The 13,142-nt window shown below is 69.6% G+C and carries 13 protein-coding genes; 10 read left to right on the top strand and 3 right to left on the bottom strand.

The window, feature by feature from the left end:
- Position 1: 1 nt before the first annotated feature.
- Positions 2–544 carry a histidine phosphatase family protein gene (locus H5393_RS00780; protein WP_182765139.1) on the bottom strand — a complete coding sequence of 181 codons (543 nt, stop codon included), beginning with the start codon at positions 542–544 and terminating at the stop codon, positions 2–4.
- 23 nt (positions 545–567) lie between these two features.
- Here H5393_RS00780 and H5393_RS00775 point away from each other — a divergent pair, with 23 nt between their 5' ends.
- From H5393_RS00775 to serB, 3 genes are all read left to right on the top strand, one after another.
- Positions 568–1,566, top strand: a complete 999-nt coding sequence (locus H5393_RS00775) for a class I SAM-dependent methyltransferase (protein ID WP_182765138.1) — start codon at positions 568–570, stop codon at positions 1,564–1,566.
- Positions 1,567–1,658: 92 nt separating this feature from the next.
- On the top strand, positions 1,659–3,062 hold the full coding sequence (locus H5393_RS00770) for a S1C family serine protease (protein ID WP_182765137.1): 1,404 nt from the start codon (positions 1,659–1,661) through the stop codon (positions 3,060–3,062).
- 142 nt (positions 3,063–3,204) lie between these two features.
- Complete coding sequence (gene serB / locus H5393_RS00765) at positions 3,205–4,068, top strand: phosphoserine phosphatase SerB (protein WP_182765136.1); 864 nt, start codon at positions 3,205–3,207, stop codon at positions 4,066–4,068.
- Between the two features lie 100 nt (positions 4,069–4,168).
- On the opposite strand, the gene xylA is transcribed toward serB, so the two are convergent.
- Positions 4,169–5,347, bottom strand: a complete 1,179-nt coding sequence (gene xylA, locus H5393_RS00760; RefSeq protein WP_182765135.1) for a xylose isomerase — start codon at positions 5,345–5,347, stop codon at positions 4,169–4,171.
- 258 nt (positions 5,348–5,605) lie between these two features.
- Here xylA and H5393_RS00755 point away from each other — a divergent pair, with 258 nt between their 5' ends.
- The 5 genes from H5393_RS00755 (at position 5,606) to H5393_RS00735 (ending at position 11,318) form a co-directional block, all read left to right on the top strand.
- On the top strand, positions 5,606–7,120 hold the full coding sequence (locus H5393_RS00755) for an acetyl-CoA hydrolase/transferase family protein (RefSeq protein ID WP_182764095.1): 1,515 nt from the start codon (positions 5,606–5,608) through the stop codon (positions 7,118–7,120).
- Between the two features lie 188 nt (positions 7,121–7,308).
- Positions 7,309–7,893 carry a MarC family protein gene (locus tag H5393_RS00750; RefSeq protein ID WP_182764096.1) on the top strand — a complete coding sequence of 195 codons (585 nt, stop codon included), beginning with the start codon at positions 7,309–7,311 and terminating at the stop codon, positions 7,891–7,893.
- 40 nt (positions 7,894–7,933) lie between these two features.
- Entirely contained in the window at positions 7,934–9,100 is a 1,167-nt protein-coding gene (locus tag H5393_RS00745) for a M20 family metallopeptidase (RefSeq protein WP_255436234.1), read from the top strand.
- Positions 9,101–9,163: 63 nt separating this feature from the next.
- A complete protein-coding gene (locus H5393_RS00740) occupies positions 9,164–10,324 on the top strand; it encodes a hypothetical protein (RefSeq protein ID WP_182765133.1) in 1,161 nt (386 codons plus the stop codon).
- Positions 10,325–10,343: 19 nt separating this feature from the next.
- On the top strand, positions 10,344–11,318 hold the full coding sequence (locus H5393_RS00735) for a DNA ligase (RefSeq protein ID WP_182765132.1): 975 nt from the start codon (positions 10,344–10,346) through the stop codon (positions 11,316–11,318).
- Positions 11,319–11,330: 12 nt separating this feature from the next.
- Here H5393_RS00735 and H5393_RS00730 read toward each other — a convergent pair whose 3' ends face one another.
- Positions 11,331–11,927 carry a bifunctional 2-polyprenyl-6-hydroxyphenol methylase/3-demethylubiquinol 3-O-methyltransferase UbiG gene (locus tag H5393_RS00730; protein ID WP_182765131.1) on the bottom strand — a complete coding sequence of 199 codons (597 nt, stop codon included), beginning with the start codon at positions 11,925–11,927 and terminating at the stop codon, positions 11,331–11,333.
- Between the two features lie 53 nt (positions 11,928–11,980).
- Here H5393_RS00730 and H5393_RS00725 point away from each other — a divergent pair, with 53 nt between their 5' ends.
- Positions 11,981–12,556 carry a hypothetical protein gene (locus H5393_RS00725; RefSeq protein ID WP_182765130.1) on the top strand — a complete coding sequence of 192 codons (576 nt, stop codon included), beginning with the start codon at positions 11,981–11,983 and terminating at the stop codon, positions 12,554–12,556.
- Between the two features lie 17 nt (positions 12,557–12,573).
- On the top strand, positions 12,574–13,137 hold the full coding sequence (locus H5393_RS00720) for a type II toxin-antitoxin system PemK/MazF family toxin (RefSeq protein ID WP_182765129.1): 564 nt from the start codon (positions 12,574–12,576) through the stop codon (positions 13,135–13,137).
- Positions 13,138–13,142 lie beyond the last annotated feature (5 nt).

Below are 13,142 nucleotides of genomic sequence, written 5' to 3'. Positions count from 1 at the left end.
GCTATCGGGCCAGGTTGTGGGTGCGGACCTCGCCGTTGCCGAACTCGTGCCACTCGACGCTGCGGTGGTCCCGGCCGTCGAGCACTGCGAGCAGGATCCGCAGCGTGTCGCCGTGCGAGACGAGCACCACCTCGCCGTCGACGTCCGGCAGCCCCGCCATGAAGATCGTGAGGCGCTCGTGCACGTCGCGCACCGATTCGCCGCCGCCCCAGCGCACCTCCGAGATGTGGACGCCGTCGGGTACCGGCTCCTCGATGAGGTCGTCGTAGCTGAGCCCTTCGAGCCGGCCGAGGCCCTGCTCGCGGAGCGCCGGTGTCGCCTGGACGGGCACGCCCAGCGCGCGGGACACGGCGTCGGCGGTCTGCAGCGCGCGCACCTGGTCCGAGGACCAGATGGCGGAGACCGACCTGCCGGCGAGCAGCTCGGCGACCGACGCTGCCTCGGCATGGCCCTGCTCGGTCAGCGGCACGTCGGGGGTCTGGCCCTGGAGCCGGCGCTCCAGGTTCCACGCGGACTGCCCGTGCCGCACCAGATGAAGAATCACGCCGGTGAGTCTAGGGTGAACGCATGAGAGACGCCGTGGACGACCTGATCTGGGACGAGGCCCCCAAGGAGGCCGGAGCGATAGCCATCCTGGACGCGCCCGCGCTCGTGGAGGACGCGCTCACCATCGCCGATGACGTGCGGGTCTTCTGCGACGACTGGCGCGACGCCGCGTCGGTGGCCCCGGAGTACCTGGTGGCCAACCCCGACGACCTCGGCGGCGTCGACCTGGCGCTCGCCCGCCTCCCCAAGAGCCTCTCGGCGCTGGACCACCACGCGGCCGTGGTGCAGGGCGCCCCGGACGTGACGTACCTGGGCGGTGCCCGCATCCGGCACATGAACCACACGATGAACGAGGTGCTCGCCAAGCACTTCGTGGCAGTGGCGGCCTCCCTGGGCCGCTCGAAGTCGCGGGTGCTGCGCGCCTGGGGGCCGCAGGGCCTGGAATCCGACTGGCCGAAGGTGCGCCAGCATGAAGACCTGGGCTACGCAGTCGCCGCCTACGGTGCGACGTTCGGCGGCACGAAGGTGGACCCCGGCACCCGCCTGCTGCTCATGGCGCTGGCCGGCGGGGGCGACCACGCCCCGCTCGAGGCCGACACCGTCCTGGACTGGGGCTGCGGCAACGGGTCCGTGGCGATGTGGCTGGCCAAGGAGGGCGTCGACACGGTGCTGGCCCGCGACGTGAGCTGGTCCGCCGTGGCCGGCACCTCCGTCGCCGCCGAGATCAACGGCTTCCAGGTGGACGCCACCTGGGGCGACGGGCTCGACGGCTACGCCGACCAGAGCGTCGACGCGCTGGTCACCAATCCGCCGTTCCACCAGGGCGTGGCGAAGGACTCCAGCGACACGCTCGACATGTTCGTGGACGCCCGACGGGTGCTGAAGCCGGGCGGCCAGCTGTGGTGCGTGTACAACTCGCACCTGCCGTACCGCCGGGCCCTCAACGAGACGCTCGGGCGCACCCGGGTCGTCGCGCAGGACAGGCACTACACCGTCACGGTCACCTCGTCGGGTCGGTGAACCGCAGAGGTCCGAAGCTGACACAAAGAAACCTCACAGGAATCACATAGACTGGACGGGTTATCTAGGCGCGTACCCACCAAGGAGCCCAGATGAGCAACGAGCAGAACCAGCAGCCGGATCCGATGAACCGCCCGCCTCAGCAGTGGCAGCCCCCGGCGCATCCGCAGCCTTCTCAGCAGCAGCCCGTCCATCCGCAGCAGCAGTACCCGCCGCGGCCCACGTACCAGCAGTCGGGTCCCTCCTTCCAGCAGTCGGCCTACCCGCCCAGGCCCGCGTCGTACCCCAGCTACCAGCAGTCGGGGGCCACCAGCACCTCGACGCGGCCCCCGCAGAAGCGCGGCGGAGCCCGGGTGGCGGGCGTGCTCGCCATCGCGATGCTCGCGGCAGGCGTCGGCGGCGGCACGGGATTCGTCGCCTCGCGCTACGCCGCTGAGGACGCCGCGGCCCCCGGCATCACGTCGACGTCGCCGAGCGCCGGCCCCTCGACGGAGACCACCGAGGACGCGTCGGGCGGCCAGCAGACCACGGTGGTGCAGGGCGACCCCACGAACCCCGACTGGAGCGCAGTAGCGGAGGTGGCGTCGAAATCGGTCGTGGCTATCCAGGTGGCCGGTGGCGACGGGGGCAGCCAGGGCTCGGGCGTCGTGATCGACGGCGACGGCCACATCGCTACGAACAACCACGTGGTCGCCAGCGCAGGATCCGGCGCGCAGATCACCGTGCTCCTCGGCAACACCGCCTACCAGGCTGAGGCCGTGGGCTTCGACCCGTCGACGGACCTCGCCGTGATCAAGATGATCGACCCGCCCGCAGATCTCGCCGTGATGGGCTACGGCGACTCCCGGGAACTCGTCGTGGGCGACCCCGTGATGGCCATCGGCAACCCGCTGGGGCTGGCAGACACCGTGACCACCGGCATCGTCTCCGCGCTGAACCGCCCGGTGACCACGCGCGCCGTGTCGAACGAGACCGTGTCGCAACAGACCTCCGACAGCGTGGTGGTGACCGCCGCCATCCAGACCAACGCCGCCATCAACCCGGGAAACTCGGGCGGTGCGCTGGTCAACAGCGCCGGCGAACTGGTGGGGATCACGTCGTCGATCGCCTCCATCCCGTCGCCCGGGCAGAACCAGGCCGGCAACATCGGCATCGGGTTCGCCATCGGCTCGGACCAGGTGCAGTACGTGGCCGAGCAACTGATCGCCACCGGCCGGGCGGAGCACCCGCAGCTCGGCGTGAGCGCCAGCGACGTGCAGAGCTACGGCCCGATGGGCGCCGAGATCGTCCAGGTCGTGCCCGGCTCCCCCGCTGAGCAGGCCGGCATCGCCGTGGGCGACCAGATCACCCAGGTGGACGGCCAGCCCGTCAGCTCGACCGAGTCGCTCGTCGCCCTGGTGCGGGCCGGACGCGTGGGTGAGGAGATGGAGATCACCTTGCTGCGTGGCGGCAAGGAGACAAAGGTGGCGGTGACCCCCATCGCCGCACCCAACTGACGCCCCGGCCCGCTCGGGCATCCCAGCCGAGGCCGAGTGAAGTTGTGCAGCTACTCCGCTGCATAACTTCACTCTGCTTGGGGCCGGCTGGCCGCTGGGCGCCGGGCGACGGCGGGGCAAACCCCCTCTAAAGTTGGGGCCTATGGACATCCGCGTGACGCTGGCGGCCGTGGGCCCCATTCCCGAGTCGCTCCTCGCCTGCATTCCCGACCCGATCTCCAAGACCGTGGACCGCACGGCCTACGGGCAGCGGATCAACGTCTACGCCCGCCACGACGAGCCAGAGCAGTTACGCCAGGCGCTCCGCGCCGTCGCGGGCAAGGTCGCCGTCGGGGTACTCACCCGGCCGCTTGCCGCCCAGCCAGCCCAACTGCTGCTCATGGACGTCGATTCCACACTCACGACAACCGAGGCCGTGGACCTGCTGGCCCACCATGCGGGCGCGGGCGAGAAGGTGGCGGAGATCACCGAGCGGGCCATGCGCGGTGAACTCGACTTCACCGCGTCCCTCCGCGAGCGCGTCGCCACCCTGGGAGGATTGCCCGTCTCGGTGTTCGAGGACGTGGCGCCGGCCATGACGCTGTCGCCGGGCGCTGAGGACCTCATCCGCGCCGCGCGCGCCGTCGGGGCGAAGGTGGGCGTCACCTCCGGCGGGTTCACGCAGCTCGTCGGCCCCCTCGCCGAGCGGCTCCGGTTGGACTTCTTCCACGCCAACGAACTGGAGACCGAGACCGTCGACGGCGTGGAGCGGCTCACCGGCCGCGTGATCGGCACCGTCGTCAACCGCGAACAGAAGGCCCGCGACCTCCTGCGCTTCGCCCACGCCCACTCCATCGACCCCGAGATGACGGTGGCCGTGGGCGACGGCGCCAACGACATCGACATGTTCGACGCGGCAGGCCTCTCCGTCGCTTACTGCGCCAAGCCCGTCACGGCCGCGGCCGCGGATGTCGCCATCCCGTTCGCCAGGCTCGACGCGGTGGCCGCCTTCGCATTCAACCGCTGAGCGGCACCGTCGCAGAGACGGCCACAGGCGCGCCCCTGGACACAGAACAGCGCCTGAGCCTCCACGGCTCAGGCGCTGCCATTGACGGTTCCCTTCAGGTTCAGCTCACGAGGTGGCGCAGCGCCGCCTGGTAGAGCTCCACGAAGCGGTACTCGCGGGCGCCCTTCTCGTCGGCGTCGAACTTCTCCTCGGCCGCCAGGAAGTCGGCGATCGACTCCCCCTCGGCCAACGTGGGCTGGCCCAGCTCGTCGATGCTGGCTTCCTTCATGAGGGCCTGCACGGCGGGATCGGCGCGGAAGGCCTTGGCCTTCTCGGCCAGCATGAGGTACATCTCCATGTTCGCCTTGGCGGAATCCCAGATGCCCTGGACACCCTCGGTACGCGACGGCTTGTAGTCGAAGTGGACAGGCCCTTCGTAGCGGGGCGCCTCCGGCGAGAACGGGAAGCCGTTGACCAGGAGGTCGACGGTGAAGAACGCGCTGATGAGGTCTCCGTGGCCGAACACGAGGTCCTGGTCGTACTTGAGGCCGCGCTGGCCGTTGAGGTCGATGTGGAACAGCTTGTTCGAGTGCAGTGCCTGGGCCAGCCCGTGGGTGTAGTTGAGGTTGGCCATCTGCTCGTGACCGACCTCAGGGTTGAGGCCCACGATGTCGCCGTTGTCGAGCGTCGCGATGAGCGCCAGCGCGTGCCCGATGGTGGGTAGGAAGATGTCGCCGCGGGGCTCGTTCGGCTTGGGCTCGAGCGCAATGCGCAGGTCGTAACCCTGCTGCTTGATGTAGCCGGCGACGGTATCGAGGCCCTCGGCGTAGCGGGCATGGGCCGCGTAGAGGTCCTTCGAGGACTCGTACTCGGTGCCCTCACGGCCGCCCCACATGACGAACGTGCTGGCGCCGAGCTCGGCGGCCAGGTCCACGTTCTTCAGCACCTTGCGCAGGCCGAAGCGACGCACGGACCGGTCGTTGGCGGTCAGCCCTCCGTCCTTGAAGACGGGGTGCGAGAAGGTGTTGGTGGTGACCATTTCGATGACCAGCCCGGCCTTGTCGGCGGCGTCCTTGAGGCGGCCGACGCGGGAGGCGCGCTCCTCGTCGGTGGAGCCGAACGGGAAGACGTCGTCGTCGTGGAACGTGATGCCCCACGCGCCGAGTTCGGCGAGCTTCTCGGCGTATTCCCACGGGTCGAAGGCGGGGCGGGTGTTGCCGCCGAAGGGGTCCGTGCCGGTCCAACCGACGGTCCAGAGGCCGAAGGAGAACTTGTCTTCAGGGGTTGGTGTGCGGTTCATGCTCTTCACTCTCTTGGGCCGGGGTCTCCGGGGCGACTTTTCATCATCGAGGCGCCGCCACTTTTGTTTTGTGCTGAGACTAAAGAGGATCGGGCCGCAGAGTCAAGCTGATGCGATAACGATTCGGACACGTCGTAGTAGCACGCCATGCACAGCCGGAACGGCCACCGCTGCACCGTCCAATTTCGCCCCGACAGCCCCGGCAAAACGCCAGCCGGTATGGTGGGCCACGCCACCGAAATTCTTCAAGGAGGACAGATGTCAGGTCGCATCCGATACGAGGCGTTCAAGAACAAGGTGATGTCGGCCCACGACGCCGCCGCCCTCGTCGAAAACGGATGGAACATAGGCTTCTCAGGGTTCACCGGTTCCGGTTACCCGAAGGCGTTCCCCGAGGCGCTCGCCGCCATCATCGACGCCGCGCACAACCGCGGCGAAGAGTTCAAGATCGGCGTCTGGACCGGTGCGTCCACGGCCCCTGAGCTCGACGGCGCCCTCGCCCGCACAGGCGGCATTTCCTACCGCGCCCCGTACCAGTCGGATCCCGACATGCGTAACACCATCAACTCCGGCGTGTCCTACTACCAGGACATCCACCTGTCCCACATGGGCCCCCAGGTCTCCCAGGGCTTCCTGGGCAAGCTCAACGCGGCAGTCATCGAGGTGACCGCCATCACGGAGAGCGGCGACCTCATCCCGTCGTCCTCGGTGGGCATGAACCGCACCTACCTCGAGCACGCCGACAAGGTCATCATCGAGGTCAACGAGTGGCAGTCCGAGGGCCTCTTCGGCATGCACGACATCTACTACCCCATCGGCGCCCTTCCCCCGAACCGCGTCCCGCTGCCCATCCAGAACCCGGGCGACCGCATCGGCGGCAAGTACCTCACGGTGGACCCGGAGAAGGTCATCGCGATCATCGTGACGAACTCGCCGGACCGCAACACGCCGTTCAAGCACCTCGACGACGACTCCCGCGCCATCGCCGGCAACTTCTTGGATTTCCTCGGCCACGAGGTCAAGGTCGGCCGTCTGCCGGAGAACCTGCTCCCGCTGCAGTCCGGCGTCGGCAACATCGCCAACGCCGTGCTCCAGGGCCTGCTCGAAGGCCCGTTCGAGAACCTCACCTCGTACACCGAGGTGATCCAGGACGGCATGGTGGATCTGCTGGATTCAGGCAAGCTCAGCGTCGCCTCCGCGACGGCCTTCTCGCTGTCGCCGAAGGCCGCGGAGAAGATGAACGACAACGCCGCGCACTACGCCAAGAAGATCGTGCTGCGCCCGCAGGACGTGTCGAACCACCCCGAAGCCATCCGTCGCATGGGCGTCATCGCCTGCAACGGCATGATCGAGGCCGACATCTACGGCAACGTGAACTCCACCCACGTGATGGGCTCGCGCATGCAGAACGGCATCGGCGGCTCCGGCGACTTCACCCGCAACGGTTGGATCTCGTCGTTCGTCACCCCCTCGACAGCCAAGGGCGGCGCCATCTCGTGCATCGTGCCGATGGTCAACCACGTGGACCACACCGAGCACGACGTCCAGGTGATCATCACCGAGCAGGGCCTGGCGGATCTGCGTGGGCTCGCCCCGCGGCTGCGCGCCAAGGCGATCATCGACAACTGCGCGCACCCGGATTTCAAGGAGCCGCTGCGTGAATACGTGAAGCTCGCGGAGAAGAAGGCCAACGGCATGCACACGCCGCACGACCTGGCCACCGCGCTGGGCTGGCACGTGCGCTTCCTCGAGACGGGCACCATGGCTCAGTGAGCTGACAGCCACACGGGCACCGGGGGTGGGTTTCCACCCCCGGTGCCCTTTTCTGTGGGCCTGCGACGGGGATCTGTGGCTGGGCTCTGTTGCCGGGCTTTGAGCCTGCGTCGCCACCCCGCCCCCACGCGGGCGGCCGGACTCTGGCAGGCTGAGCACCGCCGCGCCCTGAAAGGAGCCCACACCCCGTGCTTTCCGCCGCCTTGACGTTCTTCCTGGTCATGGACCCGTTGGGCAACGTGCCCCTCTTCCTGACCGCACTGCGCAACACCCCGGAGGAACGGCGACAGTGGGTGATCCTGCGCGAACTCCTCATCGCCCTGGCCGTCATGGTGGCCTTCCTGTTCGCGGGGCGGGGCCTGCTGGACCTGCTCAACATCGGCAACGCCGCGCTCGAAACAGCCGGTGGAGTGATCCTATTGCTCATCGCCATCCGGATGGTGTTCCCCACCGCCGAGCGCAACCTGCGAGAGCCCCACACCGACGACGAGCCGTTCATCGTCCCGCTGGCCGTGCCCTATGTCGCCGGGCCGTCGCTGCTGGCCGTCGAGGTCGTGCTCATCTCGCAGAACCCGGCAGACTGGCCGATCTTCCTGGGCGCGCTGATCCTGGCGTGGTCGGTGACCGCCGGGATCCTCTACCTCTCGGGCTTCCTGCGTCGGGTCGTCGGCGACAAGACCCTCATCGCCATCGAGCGGTTGATGGGAATGATCCTGGTGATCCTCGCGGTCCAGATGATGCTGGGCGGCATCAAGGCCTTCTTCACGGGCTGACGCGGGGCGGCCGTCCGCCGCGACTGGTATGAATAGGGCCATGATCGACCTGGTTGCCCTACGCCGCGAATTCCATCAGATCCCCGAGGTGGGCCTGCAGCTCCCCCAGACCCAGGCCCGCGTCCTCAGCGCGTTGGAGGGGCTGCCGCTGGAGATCACCCTGGGCGAGTCCGTGACCAGCGTCGTGGGCGTGCTGCGCGGCGGGAAACCGACGGAGGGCAAGCGCCCCGTCGTGCTGCTGCGGGCGGACATGGACGCGCTGCCCGTCGAGGAGCTGACCGGCCTGGAGTACGCGTCGGCCAACGGCAACATGCACGCCTGCGGGCACGACCTGCACATGGCGATGCTAGTCGGCGCCGCCCACGAACTCTCCGCCCGCCGGGCGGACCTCGCCGGCGACGTGGTCTTCATGTTCCAGCCGGGCGAGGAGGGCGTCGACGGCTGCCGCTACATGCTGGAGGAGGGCCTCCTCGACGTGGCAGGGTCGCGGCCGGACTGGGTCTACGCCATCCACGTGTGGTCCGCCCTGGACCCCCATGGCACCTTCAGCACCAAGCCCGGCACCGTCATGGCCAGCTCGGACGTCGCCCGCGTTCGGGTGGTGGGCCGCGGGGGTCACGGGTCCACCCCGCAGCTCGCGGCAGACCCGGTGCCCGCGCTGGCGGAGATCACCACCGCGCTGAACACCATGGTCACCCGCCGCTTCGACGTGCAGAACCCCGTCGTGGTCACCGTCGGGTTGCTGCAGGCCGGCACCATCGCCAACGTCATCCCGGAGGACGGCCGCCTCGAAGCGACGCTGCGCACCTTCGACACCGGAGTGCGGGCCAAGCTCATCGAGATCATCCCCCAGGTGGTGGAGGGCATCGCCGCTGCGCACGGCGTCACGGGCGAGTTCTCCCTGCTCGAGCAGTACCCCGTCACGGTCAACGACGACGCGGAGGCCGACGTCGTGGCCGCAGCGGTGACAGACCTCTTCGGCCCGGAGCGCCACGCGCGCTGGGAAAAGCCGCTCGCCGGCGCGGAGGACTTCTCACGCCTGCTGGAGGAGGCGGCCGGCTGCTTCATCGGTCTGTCGGCCTGCCCGCCGGATCTAGACCCCGCCACCGCACCGTTCAACCACTCCGCCTACGCCCTCTTCGACGACGCGGTGCTGGCGGACGGCGCCCGGCTCTTCACCGAACTGACCCTGCGCAAGATCGCCTGAGAAGGCGCATCGCCACCATACGGGTGTGGCGGCGAGGGGGCGGGTCACGGGTACTGTCGAAGGATGGAACTCGACGACGCCGTTGCGGCGGCACTTGCCCACCCGCTGGTGGTCGCCGCCGCGCCCAGCAGCGAGCATCCGGGAATGATCACGCTCACGCTGCTCACTGGTGAAGACATCATCTGCAACCCGCAACTCGCCGAGCCTGATCCCGGCGAGTCGGGCGAGGACGCCCTCATGCGCTTCCATGCGTCACTGGACAAGCTCCTCGTCACCGTCCAGACCACGCTCGACGAGGAACACAGCCTCGACGACGCCATCCCCCTGGTGCGCAGCGCCGACTACTTCACCAGGCCGGAGGCCAGCCCGGCGCTGACGTTCCCCCTCACCGACTACATCGGCGTCGGGCTCGCCTTCGACCTGCCCACCGCCGTCATGCCCATCAGCGAGGACCAACTCGCCGGCGACACCGCCGAGGAGGCCGTGAACCGCGCGGCACGCGCGGTGCTGAACCTGCGCGACATGGCTGAGCAGTTCGGCCTCGCCCCCGTCGTCGAGGACAATTCGATCCTCGTCGTGCACGCCACCGAGGGCAACGACTCCGCCTGGTTCGCGGACCTCCAGACCATGGAGGCGGCGCTCACCCAGATGGAGAGCGTCACCGGCTCCGAATGGGCAGCGGTGCCCGCCTCCCGCGAGGATCTCTTCCTGCTGGACACCGACACCCTGCACTGGCCGGAGTTCCTTGACGTGCTGGAGTCGGTGCACGGCAGCCACAAGGAGGTGTGCCCACTGCCCCACGTGCAGGCGGACCACGCGTGGCGGGAGTGGCTGCCACCGGCGGGGCACCCGGCGGAGCAGAGACTGACCCGGCTGCGCGCCGACATCCACGCCCAGCAGCACGCCGAGCAACGCGAGCGGCTCCAGTCCGGCGGGCCGTTCCCGTCGTCGATGCTGCAGATCGAGCGCTCCGGCCGCTGGGAGACCCTTGCGGTGACCGCCGACGACGTGACCAGCATCCCGCGCACGGACCTGGTGGTCTTCTTCCGCGAAGGTGACCAGGAGCCGCTCGGCGTGAGCCTCGGCGACGCACTGGTGCTGTGCCCGCATCTCTTCTCGCTGCACGAGGGCACCTTCCCGCCCCGGCTGCTCGTCAAGCCGCCCACGGACGACGACCGCCGCGCGCTCGATCAGAATCGCGTCCAGTGGGGCGCCCGCGCCTGACAGAGGGGAGAATGGGCCGATGCGTCCCATGCTCGCCACCCCCACCGCCACACCCGGGGTCCCCCCCATCGGGCCGGGCTGGGTCCATGAGATCAAGTGGGACGGCGTGCGCTCGATCGCCGAGACCCGTGGCGGGGAACTGATCCTGTTCAACCGCACCGAGGGGCAGATCACCCTCGCCTACCCCGAGGTGGTAGAGGGCGCCCGCGGCCTGCCGGACGGCCTCATCATCGACGGCGAACTCATCGCGCTGAACAGCGACGGCGTGCCGTCGTTCCACGCCATCCAACCGCGGATGCACGTGCGCAACGCGGCGCGGGCGGCCAGGTGGTCCGCCGAGCGGCCCGTCACGTTCGTCGCGTTCGACCTGCTGAAGCTCGCCGATGAGGACCTGACCCGGCTGCCGCTGGCAGAACGGCGCGCACGGCTGGAGGAGCTCGACCTCGCCCGGCCGCACTGGCAGTTGTCGGACCAGCACGACGACGGCGAGGCGCTCGCCCGTGCCACCCGCGACGCCGGGCTCGAGGGCGTGATCAGCAAACGGGCCGATTCCCTCTACCTTCCCGGTGCACGGACCACGGACTGGGTCAAGACTCCGCACCGCACCGAACTGGTGGGCGTGATCGGCGGTTGGCTCCCGGAGACCACCAACCCGGCACGGCTGGGCGCGGTGTGGATCGGCCACCCGGCTGACGAGGCGACGTTCGAGACCGCACCGGTGCTGTACTCGCTCGGCCGCGTGGGCTCAGGGCTGAGCCACGCGGAGAAGGACATGTTGCTCGAGGTCCTCCGCACGACCGAACGCCCCACCCCGCCCTTCGATCCCGTCCCCTCAGACCCGGCAGTCCGTCGCACGCACTGGGTGGAACCCATGCTGTGCGTCCAGGTGCGCTACCTCAACGTCACGCCCGACGGGGTGCTGCGGCAGCCGGTGATGATGCGGCTACGCCCAGACGTGTCGCCGGCCGAGGCGGCCGTCGCCGAGATCGGTTGAGCCGGCCGCCGCTCAGTTGAGCCGCTGCGCCACCAGCACCACGTCGTCGCGGTGCTGCGCACCGGCCCCATGGGTGACGGCACGCTCGCGGTTGTCGAGGGTGATGACGCCCCACCCGTCGGGCAGCTGTTCGGAGATCAGCTCCGGGCTGAGGAGTTCCCGGCCGTAGGCCGGATGGTCCGCGTGCACCTGGGTGTCGAAATCTGCGTGGTGCACAACGAGGAGGTGCCCGCCGGGCGCCACCAGGCTCGTGAGGAGATCGGCCGTGTGCGCATCAGTGAACAGCGGGACATAGCTGGCGGTGACCAGGTCGTACTCGGCGTGCGGCAGGAAGGCGGACCCGAGTTCACCGTGCACCCACTCCACCTCGACGCCGGCGGCCTTCATGGCCCTGGTGGCACGCTCGATGGCCACCGACGACGGCTCCAGCCCGACGACCTCCCAGCCCTGCTGCTCGAGCCAGATGGCGTCCGCGCCCTCGCCCGAGCCGACGTCGAGGGCGAGCCCGGGGGAGAGCTTCGAGGCCTCCGCCACGAGTGCCGCATTGGGGTTGCCGGACCACATGGCCTCGGATTCGCTGTAGGTCTCGTCCCAGTCGTGGTCGTGCATGGCTCAAGTATGCCTCTGCCGCTGGGGCTGAACGGCTTGTAGTCTTGGCGGCGATGGACACCACCAAGCAGATCGCGACCCTCCCTCCGCTGGAGGAACTGCAGGGCGGCGTGCCGCTCAGCAGGCGCACGGGCGAACCCCGGCGCCCCGTCGTGATCGCGGTGGCGTCGGTGCTGCTGTACCTCGCCGTCGCCTCGGCCGTCGGCGCCTACGCCTGGCACTGGTGGATGGCGGCACACCCGGCCAGCTACGCCAACTCCGCGTGGCTCATCTCGTGGACGGATCCGGCACCGGGCAAGTGGTTGTCGCTGACGCTGGAGGTTGCGCTGGCCGGCGCGCTCGCACTGGCCGCCGGGGCCGCCGGCATCGCCGGGTTCCAGGCCTGGAACGGGTGGCGCTGGGCGCGCTGGGCCGGCCTCGTCGCGGCGGCACTGATGGGCGGCTTCATGGCGCTCACCCACTGGTACGCCGCCGTGCCCGTCGGCCTGACGGTGCTTGGCGCCGGGCTGCTGTTCCTGCCACCCGTCACCCGCTACTTCCGCCACTGGACTCAGGTGCGCGCCACCCGGCCCGCCCCGTACCGCCGGCCCGGCGAGATCCACTACGGCCGGCTCGCCCGGTTCCGCTGACTTATAGACTCCCCGGCATGGCCAACCCGCTCCTCAACGGTCTCCTCCGCGTGCTCCGCGACGCGGCCACCCGCTCGCTCCGGCGCCCGCAGGACGCCCCCGGCGGTGGGCCCCGCACCCGCGCGCGCTTCAAGCGGAACGAACCGTCGCCGGGGCGGCGCCGGGAGGAACCCTCGGGCGACTACCCGGGGGACTTCACGCAGCTGCCGGAGATCAGCTACGCCCCCCATCTCGACGGCCGTCCGGACCCGGGCGAGATCGTCTGGACCTGGGTGCCCTACGAGGAGGACCACACCCGCGGCAAGGACCGCCCCGTGCTGCTGATCGGGCACGACGGCCCCTGGCTGCTGGGGTTGCAGATCACCAGCCAGGACCACGATCGCGATGAGGAGCAGGAGGCGCGGGCCGGCCGGTACTGGGTCGACATCGGCGCCGGCGCCTGGGATTCGCAGCGCCGCCCCAGCGAGGTGCGGGTCAACCGGATCATCCGCATCGATCCCGACGGCGTGCGCCGCGTAGGCGCCATCCTCGACGAGTCCACCTTCCGCACCGTCGGGCGCGAGGTGCGCAGCCACTACTGACCGGG

Origin of the sequence: Tessaracoccus sp. MC1756 (genome assembly GCF_014164735.1) — a bacterium.
GTDB lineage: Bacteria > Actinomycetota > Actinomycetes > Propionibacteriales > Propionibacteriaceae > Arachnia.
This window is presented reverse-complemented; position numbering and strand designations above follow the sequence as displayed.